Origin of the sequence: Pseudomonas sp. NFX224 (assembly GCF_048565165.1) — a bacterium.
Taxonomy (GTDB): Bacteria; Pseudomonadota; Gammaproteobacteria; order Pseudomonadales; family Pseudomonadaceae; genus Aquipseudomonas.
On the sequence record NZ_CP183416.1, the window covers coordinates 2,446,699 to 2,467,735 of the forward strand.

Consider the following 21,037-nt stretch of genomic DNA (forward strand, 5'->3'; position numbering starts at 1 on the left):
GGGCCTCATCGGTTCGTTGTCTGGCGCAGCAGCATGGTGCCACCGCGCTGGGTAAATTCAAGTTTGTTCAGTGCGCTCATGCCGAGCAGCACCTGGTCGCCATGCAGGCCGGGCGCCACCAGTGCGCGGACATCCCGCAGCACGATGTCGCCCAGTTGCAGACGGTCGATACGGGTGCGATAGCCCTGGCTCAGGCCATTGGCCGTGCTCAGGGTCACACCGAAACCTTCTTCGAGCTTCAAGCGCCTGGCCAGCTCTGCCGGGATCGCCACATCGGTCGCCCCGGTGTCGAGCATGAAATCCACCGGCTGACCGTTGATATGGCCGCTGGCGACGAAATGCCCCTGGGCGTTGCTCGCCAGTTTCACCTCGATAAAGCCGTCGCCCTGCTCCGAGCTCACCACCACATTCGGGTTTTGCTGACGCTCTTCCCACTGACCGAAAAACCGCGTCGCCAAAAACAGTGCCGCGCACCAGGCCAGCACCATCAACACGCGACCGGCGCGTTTTCCCGGTGCTTGCTGACTCACGGCTTGGCGCTCCAGCCACCGTCAGGCGCGGCAAAGCGAAAGACGATCGGACGAACCTCGCCATCGGCGCGGACACCGGTGTTGTTGTCGATACCGATCCAGGCACCGTCAGCGTCCACCACCAGCGCTTCCGCCAGGCCAAAAGGCTGTGGATAGCGCCGAGGTTCCTGCAGCATCTCTTCGGCAAACGACCAGCAACGCTCGACCTTGGCGGTCACCGCATCCCGACGGCAAATCTCATACGCATTGCGCTCAAGGGTAAACAGCTTGCCGTTGAACACGGAAAGGTCGGCAAAGTCCCGGGGCGCCGCTCTGGCGTTGGGAAATTGTGCAGGCTGCATTTCCTTCCCGGCCTCACTCAGTAGCACGCAACCGCCGTCGCAGTCCCAGACCGTCTGCTTGCGCTTGATCAGTAGCAACCCGCGGCTCTCGCGCTCGGCGGCCAACCATAATTTGTCACCGTCAGGACTGATCGCCAGCCCTTCGAACAGCGCGTTGAAACGCGACAACATGCCACTGGCCCGTGCTTCGCGAACCATCAGCGGAGAAATCTTCAGCCAGGACGTCGGTCCGGTGGGCGGGATTTGCAGGACGGCCGCATGGGATTCACTGACCACGTAGCGATTACCCGCGCTATCGCAGGTAATGCCCTCGAAATCCAGATCGCCTCCGCGCACGAACGACGCCGCCCAGGCCCGCGAACGCAGCCCCCAGGGTAAACCGCTGTCAGGCACCGCAGGCACGTCGATGCCCACGGTTTCCGCCTGCCAGACGCCGCCTTGGGTATCGAGGCGATAGATCTGATCGTCGTCGCGGTCGGAAACCGCCCACAGTTCCTTGCTGCCGCACTGCGCCAGCCCGGACAGGTTGCCGCCGCGCATGCCGTCGATGGCATGCTCGGACAACAGACGCAGTTGCGGTATCGGCTCGGCAGACACTGTGATCGAGGTCAGCAGCAACGCACACGCCAGGGCAAAGCCCAAGCGCATCAGCCCAGCACCTCCGCCAGGTTGCCCTTGGATTCGAGCCAGGTCTTGCGGTCGCCGGCGCGTTTCTTCGCCAGCAGCATGTCCATCATTTCCGAGGTCGCGTCGAAATCATCGCCCAACGTCAGTTGCACCAGGCGTCGGGTGTTCGGGTCCATGGTGGTTTCGCGCAGCTGCGGCGGGTTCATTTCACCCAGACCTTTGAATCGGGTGACCTGTGGCTTGCCGCGCTTCTTCTCGGCCACCAGGCGATCGAGAATGCCGTCGCGTTCGGCTTCGTCGAGGGCGTAGTAGATCTCTTTGCCCAGGTCGATACGGTACAGCGGCGGCATGGCGACATAGACGTGACCGGCATCGACCAGCGCACGGAAGTGCTGGACGAACAGGGCGCAGAGCAAGGTCGCGATGTGCAGGCCGTCGGAGTCGGCGTCGGCGAGGATGCAGATCTTGCCGTAGCGCAGCTGGCTCATGTCCGCCGCACCCGGATCGACACCGATGGCCACGGCGATGTTGTGCACTTCCTGACTGGCCAGCACTTCGCTACCGTCGACTTCCCAGGTGTTGAGTATCTTGCCGCGCAACGGCAGGATCGCCTGAAATTCTTTGTCCCGCGCCTGCTTGGCCGAACCGCCTGCGGAATCACCTTCCACCAGGAACAGCTCGGAGCGCATAGGGTCCTGCCCGGCGCAGTCGGCGAGTTTGCCCGGCAGCGCCGGACCTTGGGTAATACGTTTACGCTCGACCTTCTTGCTCGCCTTCAGGCGACGGCCGGCGTTGTTGATCGCCAGTTCGGCCAGCGCCAGACCGGTTTCCGGATTGGCGTTGAGCCACAGGCTGAACGCATCCTTGACCACACCGGAAACGAACGCCGCCGCTTCACGGGACGACAGACGCTCCTTGGTCTGACCGGAGAATTGTGGTTCCTGCATCTTCATCGACAGGACGAAAGCGATGCGTTCCCAGACGTCTTCCGGCGCCAGCTTCACGCCGCGCGGCAGCAGGCTGCGGAACTCGCAGAATTCGCGCATGGCGTCGAGCAGGCCTTGGCGCAAGCCGTTGACGTGGGTGCCGCCCTGGGCAGTCGGGATCAGGTTGACGTAGCTTTCCTGCACCGCATCGCCGCCTTCCGGCAGCCACAGCAGTGCCCAGTCCACCGCTTCCTTGTTACCGGCAAAAGCGCCGCAGAACGGCTCGTCCGGCAGGCGTTCGAATTCGCTGACCGCGTCGACCAGGTAGGAACGCAGGCCGTCTTCGTAATGCCATTCGACCTTCTCGCCGGTGGCCTTGTCTTCAAAACTGACCAGCAGCCCCGGGCACAGTACCGCCTTGGCCTTGAGTACGTGCTTGAGGCGGCTGATGGAGAATTTCGGTGAATCGAAGTATTTCGGGTCCGGTGCGAAGAACACGCTGGTGCCGGTGTTGCGCTTGCCAACGGTACCGACGACTTCAAGCTCGGTGGCTTTATAGCCATCAGCGAAGGTCATCTGGTATTCGTTGCCGTCACGCTTGACGCGCACCCGGACTTCGGTCGACAAGGCGTTGACCACCGAAATACCCACCCCGTGCAGACCGCCGGAGAACTGGTAGTTCTTGTTGGAAAACTTGCCGCCCGCATGGAGCTTGGTGAGGATCAGCTCGACGCCCGACACGCCCTCTTCGGGGTGAATGTCCACCGGCATGCCACGGCCGTCATCGCTGACTTCCAGCGAATGATCGGCGTGCAGGATGACCTGCACCGATTTGGCGTGCCCGGCCAAGGCTTCGTCGACGCTGTTGTCGATGACTTCCTGGGCGAGGTGGTTCGGCCGACTGGTGTCGGTGTACATGCCGGGGCGTTTGCGCACCGGGTCGAGGCCCGAGAGGACTTCGATGGCGTCGGCGTTATAAGAGCTAGCGCTGGGAGTGGCCATGGGGTCTCGTCGTCAGTCGTTCATTGAAAATAGGGGGCGCGGTTTCACAGTGCCGTGAAATCAATCGCCTGATACAAATCTGCGCCAATGCCGGCAAACGTCAGCATGGCTGGAAGCTGTGCGGCAAATCCCTGGAAACCATGGTCGCCACCGGCCTGGATGCGCAAGGCACAGGCCCGGTAATACTGCTGGGCGAGGCGATAATCCAGCGTTTCATCACCGGTTTGCAACCATACCTGATAGCGCTGCGGATCCTGGGGTGCCGGCACTTCCAGTTCGGCCAGGGCCGTCACGTGGTCGTGGGTCAATTCCCAGGTTTCATCGGTATACAGGTTTTTCTGCGCTCCCAGGAATCCGTCGAACATCCGGTGCGGACTGACGGCAGGGTTGATCAGCAGGGCTTTCAGGCCATGGCGCTCGGCCAGGTGAGTCGCATAGTAGCCGCCGAGCGAGCTGCCGACCAGCAGAGGCCGACCGAGCTCGGCGATCGCTCGTTCCAGCTGACCGATGGCCTCACGGGGATGATGATGCAGGGCCGGTACACGCAACTGGTCGCTCAGGCCCAGACGGTCCATCACTTCGCTCAACTGAGTGGCCTTTTTCGATGCAGGCGCGCTGTTGAAACCGTGGATATAAAGGATCGAACCGGACATTTGGACTCCCTGTGCGTCGGGTAAAGAAGGCGGGAGTTTACTGCATCAATACCCGTTGGAACCGTAATCCACCGTAAAATCGAAGCCGATGACCCGCTCCACTCCAGTTTCCAGCCGCCCATCAGGCATCAACCGCAACCACCGATACCCCGGCGCCTGTTCTCCGACCTTGAAATCTTCGCTGCCGGGTTCGAACTGAATGCAGGTCGACGGCGAAGCGATCAGACGCACGTCGTTACGTAATTGATCGATTTCCTGATGCACATGCCCCCAAAGCACGGCGCGCACCTGTGGAAAACGATCCAGGACTTCAAAAAACGCGTCGGGATTACGCAGCCCGATCGGCTCCATCCACGCACAACCGATCGACACCGGATGGTGGTGAAAGCACACCAGATGATAGCGCTCCGGCGCTTCGCTCAACGAACGGGCCAGCAACTGCAACTGTTCGTCTTGCAAGTAACCCGGCACCGAACCCGGCACCGCCGAATCAAGCAGCGTGACTCGCCAGTTGCCGATATCCACCACCGGCTCAAGGAAAGCACTTTGCACCGCCGCGACCGCCATGATTTGCGGCTCGTCGTGATTGCCGGGAATCCAGCGCGCCGGCGCATCGAGTTGTCGGGTCAGGTCGCGAAACTGCTGGTAAGACTCCAGCGTGCCGTCCTGGGACAGATCACCGGTGGCCAGAATCAAATCGATCCGCGGCTGCTGCGCCTGCACCAACTCGATCACTTTTTGCAGGCTGTCGCGGGTGTTCATGCCCAGCAGCGTACCGCCCGCCTCGGCGAACAGATGACTGTCGGAGAGTTGCACCAGCAACGCCGGTTCGGCGGTGGACAATGTGGATACGCTCGGCAAGGTGTTCTCCCAGGGCGCGATCACGGGATCGGATGAATGGCGCAATTATGCTGGGGGACGCTCGAAAGAGGAAACCTGTGAACCTGACGCAGTTCACAACTGCGACTCAACTTAACGTACGACTTCGTACTCATGCCCCAAGGCCAGGCAATGACTCAGCCATTCGCCCAGGAACATGTTCAGCTGAGCCTTTTCGTCAGGCTGGTGCATCGAGGCGTTCGGGTAAGGATAGATGCCGCGAAAGCGTCGCGCATGTTCGGCGCTGACCACTTCGGCCATGCAGGCGTCGTGATAGACCTGCACTTCCAGTTGCGGCACCGGCAGCCACGGCAGGCTGTGTTCCTGGCGCACTTGCAGGGTCGTGGTGTACGGACAGACCTGCAGCACCTCCAGCGCCAGCACGCCAAGCATCTGGTCGCCATGAGTCACGGCGATGCGCCGAGCCGCCGGCTCGCTGCGCATGTCCGGCAGCAGTCGCATCAGTCGCGCGTAATTCGCCTCGCAGGACGCTTGCAGCCCCACCAGGTCCACCCGATAGCGATCGCGCAGCTTGTTTACGACCATAACCCCCTCACTTCAACGCGGTTCAAAGCCAGCCACTGCAAGGCAATGATGGTGGCCGCGTTGGCAATACGTCCGTCGCGTACGGCTTGCAAGGCATCTTCAAACGCCCACACCGTGACGCGGATATCTTCTGCTTCTTCCTCCAGCCCATGCAGGCCGCCGGCCCCTTTACTGTCGCAACGCCCCAGGTACAAATGCACGAATTCGTCGCTGCCGCCCGGTGATGGAAAATATTTGGTCATCGGCCACAACGCCCCGATTACAAGCCCAGCTTCCTCCTGCGCTTCGCGGTGAGCAACTTCTTCCGGTTGTTCGTCTTTGTCGATCAGACCGGCGACCAGTTCGATCAGCCACGGATTGTCGGTCTTGCCAACGGCGCCGACGCGAAACTGCTCGATCAGCACCACTTCGTCGCGCTGTGGATCATAAGGAAGCACACACACCGCATCATGGCGGACAAACAATTCACGATGAATTTCACGACTCATGCCGCCAGCGAACAATTCGTGGCGCAAGTGCACGCGATCGAGTTTGTAAAAACCCTCGAAGCATTTTTCGCGCCGGACGATGTCGACGGCGGTCGGAATGGCGTTGGCAAAATCAGTCATGACAATCCTCGTTCTACAAATCCTGTTCAAGGCCGCTTTTTTCCCGGACCTCGACTTCGCGCCATCCTAACGCGCCCGTGACGTTTGATGCAGCCCCTTTCCCGTCAGCGGGATAGACGGTGAAGGCGAAACCCACTCTAATTAGCTTAGTGGCGAACTGACTGCCCCGTTGAGAGTCGAAGCGGGTAACTTTTTGCCTTTCCCTTTTTTATGAAGGACACCCATGTCGCTTTTTAAAATCGCCTCCGTGGCCGCAATCGCCCTGACCCTGGGCGCTTGCCAGAGCCTGTTCCAGCCCAACTACAGGGCGCCGCTGGAAACCACCCGCGACGCGACCGAACAGCTCAAGACAGGCTGCGCGGACCAGGACTGCCCGCTGGTGAACATCGACACCGTGCACTTCCCGGCCGAGCCACAGCTGGACGGCATCATCGAAAAACGCCTGCTGCAAATGACCCGTACCTCGCCCGACGACCCGGTGGCGCCGACGCTGGCGGCCTATCGCGAACAGTTTTTGCGCACCGCCGGCCCACGCAACAGCAGCTACCTGCAAGCGAAAGTACGCGAACAGCATGACGGCTTGGTGATCATCGAATTGTCCAGCTACCTGGACACAGGCGGCGCCCATGGCACGCCGGGTCGCGGCTTCATCAACTATTCACGCCAGCAACATAAAGTGCTGACGCTGGCGGACATGCTGGTGCCGGGGCAGGAAGAAGCGTTCTGGAAAGCCGCGCAAGTGGCGCACAACAGCTGGTTGATCAGCACCAAGCTCGATCAGGAACCGGAGTTCGTGAAGAGCTGGCCGTTCCAGAAAACCCAGAACGTGGCGCTGACCTATGGCGGGGTGATCCTCAAGTACGAAACCAGCAGCATCGCGCCTTACGCGCTGGGCCATGTCGAACTGAAGATCCCCTACCCTCGCCTGAACGGCATTATCAAGCCCGAGCTGTTTCCCGGCCGTAACTGAAGGCCCGGCCCAGCACCAGTTGCAGCAACCCTGCCACCACCAGTGCCGGCAGGGTTGCACCGATGTCCGGATACAGATTGGCCAGCAAGTGATACGTGCTGACCCCGCCCAGCCAGGCAAGCAGTGCCGGCCAGCGCAACGCGGCTGACGCCACCTGGCCACTGCGTTTGCGCAGGATGAAGTGGTCCACCAGCACCACGCCGAACAGCGGCGCAAACACCGAGCCGATCAACAGCAAGAAGTTCTGGTACTGCGCCAAAGGCGCCAGCAAGGCGATCAAGGTGCAGACCACGCCGATGGCCAATGCCAGGTGCTCGACTTTCAAGCGCAACAGAATCCCGCTGGACACCGCCGCCGAGTGAATATCGGCAAAAGCGTTTTCCGATTCATCCAACAGAATCAGCAACAGCGGAATCCCCAGGCCGGCACCCGCCAGCGCCAACAGCAAGGCATTGACTTCACCGCTCGGCGCGAACGCCAACGTGTAGGCGACGCCCAGGCTCATCAGCCAGAAATTACCAATGAAGAAACCGATGGCGGTGCCACCGAAGACGTTTTTCGCCCGCTTGCCGAAACGCGAGTAGTCGGCAATCAGCGGCAGCCATGACAGCGGCATGGCGATGGCAATGTCGAAGCCCACGGCAAACGGCATCGAACCGTCACCGGCCTGGGCCCACAATGCGGCCAGATCGGCTTTGGCGAACAGGTTCCAGGTCAGCCAGATACACGCGGCCAGCAGCAACCAGATGCCCCACTTACGCAGGATCTGGCGCACGAAGGTCAACGGTCCGCTGACGGCCAACAAGGTTGCCAAAGCGCCGAAGAACAGCGTCCACAGCACCGGATTGGACATCGCGCTACCTTCGCTGAACGCCTTCGCGCCCAACAGGCTGGCGGCATCGCGCATGACGATGATTTCGAACGAGCCCCAACCGATCAGTTGCAGCAGGTTCAGCACCGCCGGCAGGCTCGCGCCTTTGGCACCCAGGCTGAGCTTGAGCGCGGCCATCGACGACAGGCCGGTGTCGCTGCCGATCACGCCGACGGCGGCCAGCAGCAGAACGCCGACCAGCGTGCCAAGGAAAATCGCCAGCAACGAACCGGACAGGCCCAGACCCGGTGCGAGCAGTGCGCCGGTCTGCAGGACCATCAGGCCGATGCCGAGGGAGAACCACAGGGAAAACAGATCGCGACCGCCGAAGACACGTTTGTCGATCGGCACCGCGATATCAGGTGAATAAGTGCTGGGTTGAATGCTCAAGGGTGTTATCTCAGAGGGACATTTGTTGTTGTGTTGATCGCTATCGCCAACAGGCTGGCTCCCACATAGAACTTGCGAGCACTGCAAATCCCCTGTGGGAGCCAGCCTGCTGGCGATGAGGCCCTTTCAGGCCCCACCCATTCAGATCAGATCAAACTTTCTGGTACAGCTGACTGCCTTCCTTCTTGAAGCGCTCGGCCTGTTCGGCCATGCCTTGGGCGACATCCACGTCGACCGCTTCGATCCGTTGGTTGGCCGCGTACTCGCGGACTTCCTGGGTGATTTTCATCGAGCAGAATTTCGGCCCGCACATGGAGCAGAAATGCGCGACCTTGGCCGAATCCTTCGGCAACGTCTCATCGTGATACGAACGAGCGGTGTCCGGATCAAGGCCCAGGTTGAACTGGTCTTCCCAACGGAATTCGAAGCGCGCCTTGCTCAAGGCATTGTCGCGGATCTGCGCGCCCGGATGCCCCTTCGCCAGATCGGCGGCGTGCGCGGCGATCTTGTAGGTGATGATCCCGGTCTTCACGTCATCCTTGTTCGGCAAGCCCAAGTGCTCCTTCGGCGTCACGTAGCAGAGCATGGCGCAACCGAACCAGCCGATCATCGCCGCACCGATGCCGGAGGTGATGTGGTCGTACCCCGGCGCGATGTCGGTGGTCAGCGGACCGAGGGTGTAGAACGGCGCCTCGTCGCAGCACTCCAGCTGCTTGTCCATGTTCTCTTTGATCAACTGCATCGGCACGTGGCCCGGGCCTTCGATCATGCACTGCACATCGTGTTTCCAGGCGATCTTGGTCAGTTCGCCGAGGGTTTCCAGTTCGCCGAACTGCGCTTCGTCGTTGGCATCGGCGATCGAGCCTGGACGCAAGCCATCGCCCAGCGAGAAGCTGACGTCGTAGGCCTTCATGATTTCGCAGATTTCGTCGAAATGGGTGTAGAGGAAGTTCTCTTTGTGGTGCGCCAGGCACCACTTGGCCATGATCGAACCGCCACGGGAGACGATGCCGGTCACGCGTTTGGCGGTCATTGGCACGTAGCGCAACAGCACGCCGGCGTGGATGGTGAAGTAGTCGACGCCCTGCTCGGCCTGCTCGATCAACGTGTCGCGAAACAGCTCCCACGTCAGGTCCTCGGCCACGCCGTTGACCTTCTCCAGCGCCTGGTAGATCGGCACCGTACCGATCGGCACCGGCGAGTTGCGGATGATCCATTCGCGGGTTTCGTGAATGTGTTTACCGGTGGACAGGTCCATCACCGTGTCCGAACCCCAGCGAATGCCCCAGGTCAGTTTCGCCACTTCTTCTTCGATGGACGAACCCAGGGCGCTGTTGCCGATGTTGCCGTTGATCTTCACCAGGAAGTTACGGCCGATGATCATCGGTTCCAGTTCGGTGTGGTTGATGTTGGCCGGAATGATCGCGCGGCCGCGAGCGATTTCTTCGCGGACGAATTCAGGGGTGATTTCTTTCGGGATGCTCGCGCCGAAACTGTGACCGGCGTGCTGCTGCTTCAACAGGCCGGCAGCGCGGGCCTCTTGCAGCTTCATGTTTTCGCGGATGGCAACGTATTCCATCTCGGCAGTGATGATGCCTTTGCGCGCGTAGTGCATCTGGCTGACGTTGGCCCCGGCCTTGGCGCGGCGCGGGTTGTTCACGTGGGCAAAACGCAGCTTGGTCAGCTCCGCGTCGGCAAGGCGTTCCTGACCGAAGTTCGAGCTCAGACCGCTCAGGCGCTCGGTGTCACCACGGTCGTCGATCCACGCCGAACGCACATCGCCCAGGCCTTTACGCACGTCGATCACTACGTTCGGATCGGTGTACGGACCCGAGGTGTCGTAGACCGTCACCGGCGCATTGATTTCGCCGCCGAAGTCGGTCGGGGTCACGTCCAGGCTGATTTCCCGCATTGGCACGCGGATGTCCGGGCGAGAGCCCTGTACGTAGATTTTTTGCGAACGGGTAAATGGTTGAACCGACTGTTCATCGACCTTGGCCGACTCACTGAGGTTGATCGCGTTTTTTGCTTTTATGGTCATCACGGGCTCTCCAGACAGCATCCAGGCAGTGGATTGTCGGAGCAGAACCTGAAAGGCACGGACACACCAGGACTGGTGCTGTGCGTCGTCACACGGAGAGCGTTCGATTGTCGAACAATTTCCCGGACGAAGCACAAGAGGACTCGCCGGGTGACGAGAAATCTTGTTCCCTACGCAGGCGCTAACCTGATCAGGTTCAACGGGATCCGAAATTATTCGATCTCAGCCTCATAGCAAGGCACCCCGACAAGAACCCGGCCAGTCTAGACACAACTGGCAAAGAACGCCAACCCCGCTGCAAACACCATGATGAATGGCGCAATTGCCGGGAACGGCAGGATTGTTGCCGCCCGAATGCGCAACTACACTCGCTACGCCAAGCTGCGCCTTGACGCTGTAGGGGCCGCGCCGTACCTTGGCGCCAGAATTATTTTCATAATATTAATGCTAGGGATCGCCTCATGCTGCGCAAACTTTCACTGGCTGTTGCCGTGTCTTGTGCGTCCACCACAATGGCCTGGGCAGCAGAAGCGCCCATGTCGACCAAAAACGATCTGGTCAGCGTGTATCAGGAAGCGGTGGACAACAACGCCGACCTCGCAGCCGCCATCGCGCAGTATGGCGCCCAGAAAGAAGTCGTACCGCAGGCCCGCGCCGGGCTGCTGCCCAATCTGTCGGGTGGCGCGGATGTCACCAGCGTTCGCACCTCGATCGATCAGCCGTCGGCCACTGCCAACCGCAATGCGCATTCCTACCAGGCCACCCTGGCGCAGCCACTGTTCCGTGCCGATCGCTGGTTCCAGTTCCAGGCCGCCAAGGACGTCAACGAACAGGCCGCCCTGCAACTTTCGGCGACCGAGCAAAACCTGATCCTGCAAACCGCCGACAGCTATTTCAACGTGCTGCGCAGCCAGGACAACCTGGCCTCGACCAAAGCCGAAGAAGCCGCGTTCAAGCGTCAGCTGGACCAGTCCAACGAGCGCTTCGATGTCGGTCTTTCAGACAAGACCGACGTCTTGAACTCACAGGCCAGCTACGACACCGCGCGCGCCAACCGGATCGTCGCGCAGCGCCAGGTGGATGATGCCTTCGAAGCGTTGGTGACCCTGACCAACCGTCGGTACAACGCCATTTGGGGCATTTCCCATAACTTGCCGATCCTGCCGCCAGCACCGAACGATGCCAAGGCCTGGGTCGAGACGGCGGCCAGGCAAAACCTCAATCTGTTGGCCAGCAACTACGCCGTCAGCGCCGCCGAGCAAACGATCAAACAGCGCAAGGCCGGCCATGCCCCGACCGTCGATGCAGTGGCCCGATACGAAAAAGGCGACAACGATGCACTGGGTTTCAGCAACCCGAACGCCTTTGGCCAGCCGTACAAAGGTGACGTCGAACAATCCTCGATCGGTCTGCAACTGAACATTCCGATCTACAGCGGCGGCCTGATCAACTCCCAGGTGCGTCAGTCGTACTCGCAACTGGACCAGACCGAGCAGCAACGCGAATCCCTGCGCCGGCAGATCGTCGAAAACACCCGCGACCTGCACCGCGCGGTGAACACCGACGTCGAGCAGGTACAGGCGCGCAAGCAGTCGATCATCTCCAACCAGAGTGCGGTGGAAGCGACTGAAATCGGCTATCAGGTGGGTACGCGAAATATCGTCGACGTGCTGGATGCACAGCGCCAGTTGTACACCTCGGTGCGTGACTACAACAACACCCGCTACGACTACATCCTCGACAACCTGCGCCTCAAGCAACAGGCCGGTACGTTGAATCCGGGAGACTTGCAGGATCTGGCCCGCTGGCTCAAGGCCGACTACAACCCGGACAAGGACTTCCTGCCGCCGGATCTGGCCAAGGCTGCGGCTGAACAGTTGAAGGCACGGCCGGGTCAGTAAAAACAAAAAGATCGCAGCCTGGAGCGGCCGAAGGCTGCGATCTTTTTCGTTAAAACAAGGCTAACTAACGCTCGATCAACCGCCCCAACCCATCCAGCAACCGCTGCAACGCGCCCTGATTGGTGCGCATCACCTTCAATCCCGCCTCGGCCATGCGCTGCGCATCTCGCGGCAGCTCGAACAAACGCTGCACCGCCAGCGCCAACCCTTCGGCATCCTCCACTTCCTGCAACGCCCCGGCACTGCGCAATTGCGCGGCGATCTCGAGGAAGTTGAACAGGTGCGGGCCGCTCAAAACCGGTTTGGCGAGCGCCGCTGGCTCCAGCAAGTTATGACCGCCGTTCGGCACCAGGCTGCCGCCGACAAAAGCGCTGTCGGCCAAGGCATAAAGAAACAGCAGTTCACCCATGGTGTCGCCCAGCAACACGGACGTGGCGGCGGTGACCGGCTCGCCGCTGGAGCGCCGGACCGTGGCGAACCCTTGCTGCTGGCACAACCCAAACACCGAATTGAAACGCTCTGGATGACGCGGCACCAGAATCAGCAATGCATCAGGATGGCCGGCCAGCAACTGACGATGCGCCGCCAGCACCACTTCATCTTCGCCGTCGTGGGTACTGGCGGCGATCCAGACCGGGCGCTCCTGCGCCTGCCATTGCCGGCGCAATTCGCTGGCACGCTGCAACAGTTGCGGGTCGATGGTCAGGTCGAACTTGATCGAACCGGTCACCTCTACGGTTTCAGCACGCGCACCCAGGTTACGGAAGCGCTGGGCTTCGGCTTCAGTCTGGACCGCGAACAGACTCATCTCGGCGAGCATCGGCCCGGTCAGCTTGCCGAAGCGGCCATAACCCTTGGCCGAACGCTCGGACAATCGCGCATTGGCCAACGCCACGGGAATCCCCCGCTTGGCGCATTGATGGATATGGTTGGGCCAGAGTTCGGTCTCCATGATCACTGCCAGTTTTGGCCGGACCCGATCAAGAAAGCGCTTTGCCGCACAAGGCAAGTCATAGGGCAAATAGCAGTGCTGGATACGCGGCACATTGGCGAACAGCGCGTGGATGCGCTCCGAGCCAGTCGGGGTCATGCAGGTCACGGTAATCGGCAGGTCTGGATAACGCTGCAACAAGGCGCGAATCATCGGCGCGGCGGCAATGCTCTCGCCCACCGACACCGCGTGCACCCAGATGCCCCCCGGTTTCATCACCGGCATCCCATAGGAGAAACGCTCGCCAATGCGCTTGGCATACGCCGGCGCCTTGCGCGAGCGCAGCCACAGCCGAATCGCCACCAATGGCAGCCCCAGATAAAACAGCGCGGTGTAGAGAGTTCTATTCATGGCGGCGGAGTTTATCGGCTTTTCTCGCCGATCGCCTGCAAGTGCACGGCAAAACGTTCGGCGAGCCAGCGGGCAGCCGGGCCGAGCGGCTCATCACGGCGCCAGACCAACTCAACCACGAGCGCCGGCGGAGTCCATTCGCTGCTTAGCTCAACCATCTGGCCGTGATAGGTCGGGTACTGCACCACATGGCGCGGCAACCATGCCCAACCGAGTCCGCGCACCAGCCATTCGGCCATCACGTAGAAACTGTCGGCGCGCCAGACTTGCGGGCTGGCCGGCTCGCTGCCGGGGTAAACGCTGGACTGGGTCGACATCAGCAATTGGCGGTGCTGCGCCAGTTGCTGGCAATCGACCTGCGCCTGCTTCGCCAACGGATGATCGATGCCGCAGACGGTGACCATTTCCACGCTACCCAGCACCCGCCGTTCCAGCGCTTCGGGGATTTGATCGTGAAAGAACAGCAAGCCCAGATCGGCGCGACGTTCCACCAGCTTGCGTGCGACTTCGCCTTGAGCGGCGCTGGTCAATTGCACTTCAAGACTGGGAAATTTTTCGGCCAGTGCCTCAAAACTTTCGATGACCGGCGAATACGGCATCGCCTCGTCCTGAGCCAGCCGCAGGCGCGCCTCTTGCCCGCGCATCATCGCCAGTGCCCGGCCATTCAGACGCTCACATTGGCGCAGCACTTCACGCGCCTCATCCAGTAACGCAGTACCGGCTTCAGTGAGCTTCGGCTGACGGCCGCTGCTGCGATCGAACAGGCTCACGCCCAGGTCCTCCTCCAGCAATGCAATCGAACTGCTGACCGCCGATTGCGCCTTGCGCTGGTCGCGCGCCACGGCGGAAAACGAACGTTGCTCCGCCACGCTGACAAACAAGCGCAACTGCTCCAGATTCCATTGCATGCTCATGGCTCAACCCATCTTCCAAACAGATAGGTAATGACTTTACCGCATCTGGAGAATCTCTAGAATGCCGACCTTAGAGAGCAACACTTCACACGAGGATTGAACCATGACCGCTTACTACTACCTGGCCATAGCCATCTGCGCCGAAGTGATTGCCACTGTTTCGATGAAAGCGGTCAAAGGCTTCAGCACCCCGTTGCCGCTGGTACTGGTCATCGTCGGCTATGGCATTGCCTTCTGGATGCTGACCCTGGTGGTGCGCAGCGTGCCGGTGGGCGTGGCGTATGCGGTGTGGGCTGGCATGGGCATCGTGATGGTCAGCGTCGCCGCGCTGTTTATCTACGGGCAGAAACTGGATGTGCCAGCGATGCTGGGGATGGCGTTGATTGTATTGGGCGTTGTCGTCATTCAACTCTTCTCCAAAACCGCGGGGCATTGAAAAAGATCGCAGCCGGCGGCAGCGCCTGCAAAGGCGAACCGTATCCGTCTGTAGGCGCTGCCGCAGGCTGCGATCTTTATTCCTCGCCGAGCTCTGTATACTGCGCCCTCGTCTTGAACACTGAGGTCGCCGCATGCCATCCGTTATTTCCACCGACGTTCTGATTGTCGGCGCTGGTGTCGCCGGCCTCTGGCTGAACGCGCGCCTGCGCCGCCAGGGTTTTTCGACCGTGCTGGTGGAAAGCGCCAGCCTCGGTGGCGGGCAGAGCATGAAGTCCCAAGGCATCATCCACGGCGGCGCCAAGTACGCGCTGCATGGCGCCCTGACCGGTGCTTCGGAGGCCATCGCCGACATGCCGCGCCGCTGGCGTGAAGCCCTGGCCGGTGACGGCGAGCTGGACCTGTCCGGTGTGCGCCTTCTGTCCGAAGCCCATTATCTTTGGTCACCCGGCACAATCGCCGGCAACCTCACCAGTTTCTTCGCCAGCAAAGCCGTGCGCGGCCGTGTCGACCAGGTCAAAGGCGATCAACTGCCGCCCGCCCTGCAAGACAAACGCTTCAAGGGCAAGGTCTATCGCTTGGCCGAATTGGTGATCGACGTGCCAAGCCTGGTCCAGCGCCTGGCCGATCTGGCAGGTGACGGCCTGCTCGCCGGCCAGCACATCGAGCCGTTGCTTGAGGGCGGCCTGCTGGTCGGCCTGAAAGTCGACGAGCACGAGATCCGCGCGCAACGCATCGTCTTGAGTGCTGGCGCCGGCACGGCTGCGCTGCTCGAAGCGCTGGGCCTGACCCAGCCCGCCATGCAACGCCGTCCGCTGCACATGATCATCGCCAAAGGCCCGAGCCTCAAACCGCTGTACGCCCACTGCCTGGGCGGCGGCACTAAACCGCGCATCACCGTGACCACGCACCCGGCGGCCGATGGGCAGTGGGTCTGGTACATGGGCGGCGACATCGCCGAAAGCGAAGGTGTGGCCCGTGAGCCCGCCGAACAGATCGCCACCGCACAAAAAGAACTCGGCCAGTTGTTGCCCTGGATCGACCTGAGCACCGTGCGATGGGCCACCTTGCGGGTGGATCGTGCCGAACCGCTGCAATCGGGGCTGACTCGCCCCGACAATGCGTTCCTCGCCGAGGAAGGTCGACTGCTGGTGGGCTGGCCAACCAAACTGGCACTGGCCCCGGACTTTGCCGACCGCGTGATCGCCAGCCTGGCCCGCGACGACATTAAACCGGGTCCGGTGCCGGCGCTGCCGCCGCTACCAAAACCGCCCATGGGTGTCCCGGCGTGGGAGCAACTGTTGCCATGAGCCAACCGACCCTGCACGACCTGCATCGCCCCTTGGGCAGCACCGGCCTGCTGGTCTCGCCGCTGGGGCTGGGCACGGTAAAACTCGGCCGCGATCAAGGGGTGAAATACCCCAATGGCTTCCAGATCCCGGACGACAATGAAACGCGGATGCTGCTCAAACTCACGCGCGATCTGGGCATCAACCTGATCGACACCGCTCCGGCCTACGGTCGCAGCGAAGAGCGCCTCGGCCCGTTGCTCCGTGGTCAGCGTCAGGATTGGGTGATTGTCAGCAAGGTCGGCGAAGAGTTTGCCGACGGTCAGTCCCGTCACGATTTCAGCGCTGCGCATACCCGGTTCTCGGTAGAACGCAGCCTGCAACGGCTGGAAACGGATTTCATCGATCTGGTGCTGGTGCACTCCGATGGCAACGATCTGGCGATTCTCAACGACTGCGAAGTCTATGCGACCCTCGCCGAGCTCAAGGCTGAGGGCAAGATTCGCGGCTTCGGCTTTTCCGGCAAAACCGTCGAAGGCGGTTTGATGGCGCTGGAGCAAGGTGATTGCGCGATGGTCACCTACAATCTGAACGAACAAACCGAGAAGCCGGTCATTGACTATGCTGCTGCTCACGGCAAAGCCATTCTGGTCAAAAAAGCCCTCGCCAGCGGACATGTGTGCCTGAGTCCGGGAGTGGATCCGGTGCGCGCCAGTTTCGAGTTGTTGTTTGAACATCCGGGGGTTGCCAGTGCTATTGTCGGGACCATCAATCCGCTGCACCTCGCCCATAACGTCGCGACCGTTGCCCAAGTCCTACGTAGCAACTGATGCCGCCCCACGCGGCCTTAAGCAGGAGCCGACATGCCGCGTACGCTCATAAGAAAGAACCCGAGCAACTTCAAGACCCTGCCGTTATTCGTCGAAGCGACTCCCGAAGGCCTGAGTTATCAGAGCGTCGGGAGACCGCTGAATTTCTCCCAGATCCTGCAACGTCGCCGCCCGGTAACCGTCGCCGATAGCGAGCGGTTTTCCCTTGAACTGGCCAACCTCGGGGTTTCGGTGCGCCTGACCCTGCATTGGCAGAATCGCGATTACTGGGTGTTGGTACGCCAACGCCGCCAGGACCGTGGCGATGTGGTACTCAAGTTGATTTCCGGATATGTACCGGCCCATGAACTGAACCTGCCGCTGCATACGGCGATCCAGGAAATTGCCGAGGAATGCCTGCTGGAAACCCCAGAAGGCTGGCTTGGCGGGCGCTTCAACGACACCTGGCTGCCGGCGCCCTACTCGTCTGCCCTGCATTACCGCGAAGCCCTGCCGTTTCGCCTGACGCCACTGTCGGGCTCGGCACGACCGGTGCGTTGCGCCAATCTGCCGTTGATCGAGCGCCCTCGGGCCTATGTGCACTTGCCGACCGCGTCGTTGCAGTTGATCTACGATCTGCGACTGGACGTGCCCAAGGAAGCCAAACCCCTGAGCCTGTTCCATGTCGACGAGCGACTGGAAGGCGACCAATTGGTGGCCCGCCTCGACCGCAAGCGTCCCGATCTGTACCTGATGCCCTTGCAGGACGGCCACCCCACGGCCGAGCTCTATACCTTGAAAAAGGATCAACTGTATCCGGCAAGCACGCGTGGTTTGTACCTGGCGGAAAGCTTTTCCCGACAGGAAGGCTGGCTGGTGAGGGATGAGCGGATTCGCTGGAAGGATTGGGTGCGCCAGCAGGGCTTGAACCCACCGGGGAAGAATTCGGGGTTGGCGCTGTTACGCGGGAAGGCGAAGCAACTGCTGAAGAAGATCGTGCCAAGTAAAAAGGTCAGCTCTTAAACGCAAAAGATCGCAGCTTGTGGAGAGCTGCGATCTTTTTTGTTATCACTCGGACTTGCGGATTTTCTCGACAATCGCGGTCGTGGAACTGTTTTCAACCAGCCCCAGCACTTTCACGGTGCCGCCGTAAGCGGTCACGATGTCCGCGCCGACCACTTGATCGATCCCGTAGTCACCGCCCTTGACCAACACATCCGGTTTGACCTCGCGCAGCAGGTTCTCCGGCGTGCCTTCAGGGAAGCTGATCACCCAGTCCACAGCGCCCAGGCCTGCGAGCACAGCCATGCGCCGGTCGACGCTGTTGATCGGACGACCCGGCCCTTTCAGGCGGCTCACCGATGCGTCGTCGTTGACTGCAACGATCAGGCGATCGCCCTGCGCCCGCGCCTGTTCAAGGTACGTCACGTGGCCGGCGTGCAGGATGTCGAAGCAGCCATTGGTGAAGACGATCTTCTCGTTGTGCGCACGAGCATCGTCGACTGCCAGCAGCAGTTGTTCGAGACCCAGTACGCCGCGCTCGGAACCTTCTTCACGCTGGATGGCGCGACGCAACTCCGGCGCGCTGATGGCCGCCGTACCGAGTTTGCCGACCACGATGCCCGCCGCCAGGTTGGCCAAGCCCACTGCATGCGGCAGTTCCTCGCCAGCAGCGATCGCCGCCGCCAGGGTGGAAATCACCGTATCGCCGGCACCGGTCACGTCGAACACTTCACGGGCGCGGGCCGGTAGGTGCAGCGCCGGATGATCCGGGCGCAACAGGGTCATGCCGTGTTCGCCACGAGTGACCAGCAAGGCGCCGAGGTCCAGGTCGTGCATCAACTGCGCGCCCTTGCTCACCAGCTCGTGCTCATCGGCGCAACCGCCGACGATGGTTTCGAATTCGCTGAGGTTCGGCGTAATCAGGCTCGCACCGCGGTAGATCGAAAAATCCTTGCCTTTGGGGTCGGCCAGTACCGGAATGCCACGGGCACGAGCGGCCTGGATCAGCACCTGGTGATTCTTCAGCGCACCTTTGCCGTAGTCGGACAGCACCAGCACCTTGATGCCTTCGAGCAATTCGTCGACCTGCACCGCCAGCGCCAGTGAATCCGTGGCAAACGGTTCTTCGAAGTCGATACGCAGCAATTGCTGGTGACGACTCATGACCCGCAGCTTGACGATGGTCGGCTGGTGCGCAATGCGCTGGAACAACGCCCGCACGCCTGCACCCTTGAGGCTATTGACCAGGCTGTCGGCGGCTTCATCGTCGCCGGTCACACCGACCAGCGAGGCCGGAGCGCCGAGGGCGGCAATGTTCAACGCAACGTTGGCGGCACCGCCGGGACGGTCCTCGATGTGTTCGACCTTGACTACCGGTACTGGCGCCTCAGGAGAAATCCGTGAGGTACCACCATGCCAGTAACGGTCGAGCATGACATCGCCGACCACCAAGACAGGGGCTTGATCGAATCGCGGCATGGACAACTTCATGGAGCAACCCACATACAAAATGAACAGGGGCGCGATATTAACACAGGGTAGGCATCGGCTTGTGCGACGGCTGCAACGGGATGATTCGACGGGGTTTTCTGTTCAGTTTTTGAGCAGAAAAACCGATAAGCGCTCGCAGGCTTGTGCAATATCCTGCGTCTGGGTATCAATTTCGCACTCTGCAGCCAACGGTGCTTCGTACGGACTATCAATGCCCGTGAAATCCTTGATCCGTCCTTCCCGGGCCGCCAGGTACAAGCCCTTGGGGTCGCGGTGTGCGCAAACCGCGAGCGGGGTGCTCACATACACCTCAACGAAGTCACCCTCGGCGAACAGCTGACGCGCCGCCTCACGCTCGGCCCGGAACGGCGAGATCGCCGCGACAATCACAACCAGCCCTGCATCGACCATCAGGCGCGCCACTTCCGCCATGCGCCGGATGTTTTCTCGACGGCACGCGGTGCCCATTCCCAGATCACGGCAAAGCCCGGCACGCAGGTTGTCGCCATCGAGCACGAACGTATGCAGCCCTTGTTGGTTGAGTTGCAGCTCCAGGGCATTGGCCAGGGTCGACTTGCCCGCGCCGGACAACCCCGTCAGCCAAAGGCAACGCGGCCGTTGCGACTTGAGCGCGGCACGCGCGGCGCTCGACAGCGATAACGCATAGGGCGTGATGGTCAGAGCCGGTTTCGACAAAACGCTATTCATAGCCGAGCATCTCGTAGTCGCGCTGATAGGCCCGACGAACCAGGCGACGGGTACGCGTCGAGCAAAAATCCCGGGCAGGCAAAGAGCGCCGCTGCTGCGAACTGTTGACGTGGGGTAATGATGTTTGATGTCCCAGTTGCTCGCAAACCAGATGAAAATCCCGCTCCAGATGTTCCTGATAGCCGATGAAATCCAGTGCCAGGTGCCCCAGAGAGTCGACGAGGAAGTCGGTCTGCGGGGCGAAATGCAGTTGCCGCTGAACGGTCTCGGGGTGTAGCCAGCGGGCAACAAAATCGTCGAAGTCGCGGTATTGGCTGACGAGCTTTTGCGCAGGATGATCGCGCGGGCTCAGCGCATTGCCCCGAAGATAGGCGTAGGCCGAGTACGCTCTCTCCAGCGGGTCGCGAACAAAGGCAAACTTGAAGCTGTTGGCATACTTCTCGGGAAATTGCTGCTCGTACCAGTACAAGGGCAGGTGCCCCGGCGTCCAGCCATCGAACAGCGCGACACAGACACTGCTTCCGGCACATTTGGGTACGTGGATGAACAGACAGGAGCTCTGCGCGAAGCGTCGCGGATAACGCAGGTTGCCCGACAGTGACTTGCTCACCACCTGACGATCCACGACCGATAGTCGATCCAGCAAAAAGCATCGTTGCGATTTAGGCAACAACTTCCAGAGATAACGTTGCAACACAGCAGCACCCGCGCGAAAGGGATGATCCTTTGGATTGAAGTCAAAGTTCGTTGCGGAACCTTAAC

At 61.1% G+C, this 21,037-nt stretch carries 20 protein-coding genes and 1 riboswitch; of the genes, 6 read left to right on the plus strand and 14 right to left on the minus strand.

From position 1 onward, the window contains the following. Positions 1-5 precede the first annotated feature (5 nt). From ACNYC6_RS10980 to ACNYC6_RS11010, 7 genes are all read right to left on the minus strand, one after another. Positions 6-530 (minus strand): retropepsin-like aspartic protease family protein, encoded by a 525-nt coding sequence (locus ACNYC6_RS10980; protein ID WP_419712317.1) that lies wholly within the window; start codon positions 528-530, stop codon positions 6-8. Then, on the minus strand, positions 527-1,519 hold the full coding sequence (locus ACNYC6_RS10985; protein ID WP_419712318.1) for an esterase-like activity of phytase family protein: 993 nt from the start codon (positions 1,517-1,519) through the stop codon (positions 527-529). Before ACNYC6_RS10985 ends, ACNYC6_RS10980 begins: the two co-directional genes overlap by 4 nt. Continuing rightward, complete coding sequence (parE, locus tag ACNYC6_RS10990; protein WP_419712319.1) at positions 1,519-3,426, minus strand: DNA topoisomerase IV subunit B; 1,908 nt, start codon at positions 3,424-3,426, stop codon at positions 1,519-1,521. Before parE ends, ACNYC6_RS10985 begins: the two co-directional genes overlap by 1 nt. A 44-nt stretch (positions 3,427-3,470) precedes the next feature. Then, positions 3,471-4,079: a YqiA/YcfP family alpha/beta fold hydrolase gene (locus ACNYC6_RS10995; protein WP_419712320.1), complete on the minus strand. Its 609-nt coding sequence runs from the start codon at positions 4,077-4,079 to the stop codon at positions 3,471-3,473. Between the two features lie 45 nt (positions 4,080-4,124). Then, the gene (gene cpdA / locus ACNYC6_RS11000; protein WP_419712321.1) at positions 4,125-4,940 is read right to left on the minus strand and encodes a 3',5'-cyclic-AMP phosphodiesterase; all 816 of its coding nucleotides are present in this window, start codon (positions 4,938-4,940) and stop codon (positions 4,125-4,127) included. Positions 4,941-5,051: 111 nt separating this feature from the next. Beyond that, positions 5,052-5,504 carry a DUF1249 domain-containing protein gene (locus ACNYC6_RS11005; protein ID WP_008063540.1) on the minus strand — a complete coding sequence of 151 codons (453 nt, stop codon included), beginning with the start codon at positions 5,502-5,504 and terminating at the stop codon, positions 5,052-5,054. Continuing rightward, positions 5,495-6,112 carry an NUDIX domain-containing protein gene (locus ACNYC6_RS11010; RefSeq protein WP_419712322.1) on the minus strand — a complete coding sequence of 206 codons (618 nt, stop codon included), beginning with the start codon at positions 6,110-6,112 and terminating at the stop codon, positions 5,495-5,497. The genes ACNYC6_RS11005 and ACNYC6_RS11010 overlap by 10 nt, the downstream gene beginning before the upstream one ends. A gap of 223 nt (positions 6,113-6,335) precedes the next feature. Between ACNYC6_RS11010 and ACNYC6_RS11015 the strand changes: the two genes are divergently transcribed. Further along, positions 6,336-7,082 (plus strand): RsiV family protein, encoded by a 747-nt coding sequence (locus tag ACNYC6_RS11015; RefSeq protein WP_419712323.1) that lies wholly within the window; start codon positions 6,336-6,338, stop codon positions 7,080-7,082. Here ACNYC6_RS11015 and cytX read toward each other — a convergent pair. Together cytX and thiC are read right to left on the minus strand one after the other, a co-directional pair. Continuing rightward, complete coding sequence (gene cytX, locus ACNYC6_RS11020) at positions 7,051-8,343, minus strand: putative hydroxymethylpyrimidine transporter CytX (protein ID WP_419712324.1); 1,293 nt, start codon at positions 8,341-8,343, stop codon at positions 7,051-7,053. The two genes, ACNYC6_RS11015 and cytX, sit on opposite strands and share 32 nt — an antisense overlap. 151 nt (positions 8,344-8,494) lie before the next feature. Further along, positions 8,495-10,384: a phosphomethylpyrimidine synthase ThiC gene (thiC, locus tag ACNYC6_RS11025; RefSeq protein ID WP_338584399.1), complete on the minus strand. Its 1,890-nt coding sequence runs from the start codon at positions 10,382-10,384 to the stop codon at positions 8,495-8,497. 150 nt (positions 10,385-10,534) lie between these two features. After that, positions 10,535-10,640: riboswitch (TPP riboswitch) on the minus strand. Positions 10,641-10,845: 205 nt separating this feature from the next. Here thiC and ACNYC6_RS11030 point away from each other — a divergent pair. After that, complete coding sequence (locus ACNYC6_RS11030) at positions 10,846-12,285, plus strand: TolC family outer membrane protein (RefSeq protein ID WP_419712325.1); 1,440 nt, start codon at positions 10,846-10,848, stop codon at positions 12,283-12,285. Between the two features lie 64 nt (positions 12,286-12,349). On the opposite strand, the gene waaA is transcribed toward ACNYC6_RS11030, so the two are convergent. Beyond that, positions 12,350-13,627: a lipid IV(A) 3-deoxy-D-manno-octulosonic acid transferase gene (gene waaA, locus ACNYC6_RS11035; protein WP_419712326.1), complete on the minus strand. Its 1,278-nt coding sequence runs from the start codon at positions 13,625-13,627 to the stop codon at positions 12,350-12,352. 11 nt (positions 13,628-13,638) lie between these two features. Then, positions 13,639-14,541 carry a LysR family transcriptional regulator gene (locus ACNYC6_RS11040; protein WP_419712327.1) on the minus strand — a complete coding sequence of 301 codons (903 nt, stop codon included), beginning with the start codon at positions 14,539-14,541 and terminating at the stop codon, positions 13,639-13,641. Positions 14,542-14,644: 103 nt separating this feature from the next. Here ACNYC6_RS11040 and ACNYC6_RS11045 point away from each other — a divergent pair, with 103 nt between their 5' ends. The 4 genes from ACNYC6_RS11045 (at position 14,645) to ACNYC6_RS11060 (ending at position 18,097) form a co-directional block, all read left to right on the plus strand. After that, positions 14,645-14,977 carry a DMT family transporter gene (locus tag ACNYC6_RS11045; protein ID WP_015093202.1) on the plus strand — a complete coding sequence of 111 codons (333 nt, stop codon included), beginning with the start codon at positions 14,645-14,647 and terminating at the stop codon, positions 14,975-14,977. 133 nt (positions 14,978-15,110) lie between these two features. Then, positions 15,111-16,286: an NAD(P)/FAD-dependent oxidoreductase gene (locus ACNYC6_RS11050; RefSeq protein WP_419712328.1), complete on the plus strand. Its 1,176-nt coding sequence runs from the start codon at positions 15,111-15,113 to the stop codon at positions 16,284-16,286. Next, positions 16,283-17,095 carry an aldo/keto reductase gene (locus tag ACNYC6_RS11055; RefSeq protein ID WP_419712329.1) on the plus strand — a complete coding sequence of 271 codons (813 nt, stop codon included), beginning with the start codon at positions 16,283-16,285 and terminating at the stop codon, positions 17,093-17,095. The genes ACNYC6_RS11050 and ACNYC6_RS11055 overlap by 4 nt, the downstream gene beginning before the upstream one ends. Positions 17,096-17,128: 33 nt before the next feature. Beyond that, entirely contained in the window at positions 17,129-18,097 is a 969-nt protein-coding gene (locus ACNYC6_RS11060) for a metal ABC transporter ATPase (protein WP_419712330.1), read from the plus strand. A 45-nt stretch (positions 18,098-18,142) separates the two neighbouring features. Here ACNYC6_RS11060 and hldE read toward each other — a convergent pair whose 3' ends face one another. From hldE to ACNYC6_RS11075, 3 genes are all read right to left on the minus strand, one after another. Then, positions 18,143-19,567 carry a bifunctional D-glycero-beta-D-manno-heptose-7-phosphate kinase/D-glycero-beta-D-manno-heptose 1-phosphate adenylyltransferase HldE gene (hldE, locus tag ACNYC6_RS11065; RefSeq protein WP_419712331.1) on the minus strand — a complete coding sequence of 475 codons (1,425 nt, stop codon included), beginning with the start codon at positions 19,565-19,567 and terminating at the stop codon, positions 18,143-18,145. A gap of 102 nt (positions 19,568-19,669) precedes the next feature. Beyond that, a complete protein-coding gene (cysC, locus tag ACNYC6_RS11070; RefSeq protein WP_419712332.1) occupies positions 19,670-20,275 on the minus strand; it encodes an adenylyl-sulfate kinase in 606 nt (201 codons plus the stop codon). After that, positions 20,268-20,972 carry a sulfotransferase family 2 domain-containing protein gene (locus tag ACNYC6_RS11075; protein WP_419712333.1) on the minus strand — a complete coding sequence of 235 codons (705 nt, stop codon included), beginning with the start codon at positions 20,970-20,972 and terminating at the stop codon, positions 20,268-20,270. The genes cysC and ACNYC6_RS11075 overlap by 8 nt, the downstream gene beginning before the upstream one ends. Positions 20,973-21,037: the final 65 nt, after the last annotated feature.

What these genes read in the sequence shown, in the direction of transcription:
- ACNYC6_RS11045 (WP_015093202.1), top strand. Translation starts at nt 14,645, where the DNA reads ATGACCGCTTACTACTACCTGGCCATAGCCATCTGCGCCGAAGTGATT.
- ACNYC6_RS11055 (WP_419712329.1), top strand. Translation starts at nt 16,283, where the DNA reads ATGAGCCAACCGACCCTGCACGACCTGCATCGCCCCTTGGGCAGCACC.
- ACNYC6_RS11010 (WP_419712322.1), bottom strand. Translation starts at nt 6,112, where the DNA reads ATGACTGATTTTGCCAACGCCATTCCGACCGCCGTCGACATCGTCCGG.
- ACNYC6_RS11050 (WP_419712328.1), top strand. Translation starts at nt 15,111, where the DNA reads ATGCCATCCGTTATTTCCACCGACGTTCTGATTGTCGGCGCTGGTGTC.
- waaA (WP_419712326.1), bottom strand. Translation starts at nt 13,627, where the DNA reads ATGAATAGAACTCTCTACACCGCGCTGTTTTATCTGGGGCTGCCATTG.
- ACNYC6_RS11040 (WP_419712327.1), bottom strand. Translation starts at nt 14,541, where the DNA reads ATGAGCATGCAATGGAATCTGGAGCAGTTGCGCTTGTTTGTCAGCGTG.
- cysC (WP_419712332.1), bottom strand. Translation starts at nt 20,275, where the DNA reads ATGAATAGCGTTTTGTCGAAACCGGCTCTGACCATCACGCCCTATGCG.
- thiC (WP_338584399.1), bottom strand. Translation starts at nt 10,384, where the DNA reads ATGACCATAAAAGCAAAAAACGCGATCAACCTCAGTGAGTCGGCCAAG.
- ACNYC6_RS11005 (WP_008063540.1), bottom strand. Translation starts at nt 5,504, where the DNA reads ATGGTCGTAAACAAGCTGCGCGATCGCTATCGGGTGGACCTGGTGGGG.
- parE (WP_419712319.1), bottom strand. Translation starts at nt 3,426, where the DNA reads ATGGCCACTCCCAGCGCTAGCTCTTATAACGCCGACGCCATCGAAGTC.
- ACNYC6_RS10995 (WP_419712320.1), bottom strand. Translation starts at nt 4,079, where the DNA reads ATGTCCGGTTCGATCCTTTATATCCACGGTTTCAACAGCGCGCCTGCA.
- ACNYC6_RS11015 (WP_419712323.1), top strand. Translation starts at nt 6,336, where the DNA reads ATGTCGCTTTTTAAAATCGCCTCCGTGGCCGCAATCGCCCTGACCCTG.
- ACNYC6_RS10985 (WP_419712318.1), bottom strand. Translation starts at nt 1,519, where the DNA reads ATGCGCTTGGGCTTTGCCCTGGCGTGTGCGTTGCTGCTGACCTCGATC.
- hldE (WP_419712331.1), bottom strand. Translation starts at nt 19,567, where the DNA reads ATGAAGTTGTCCATGCCGCGATTCGATCAAGCCCCTGTCTTGGTGGTC.
- ACNYC6_RS11060 (WP_419712330.1), top strand. Translation starts at nt 17,129, where the DNA reads ATGCCGCGTACGCTCATAAGAAAGAACCCGAGCAACTTCAAGACCCTG.
- ACNYC6_RS11030 (WP_419712325.1), top strand. Translation starts at nt 10,846, where the DNA reads ATGCTGCGCAAACTTTCACTGGCTGTTGCCGTGTCTTGTGCGTCCACC.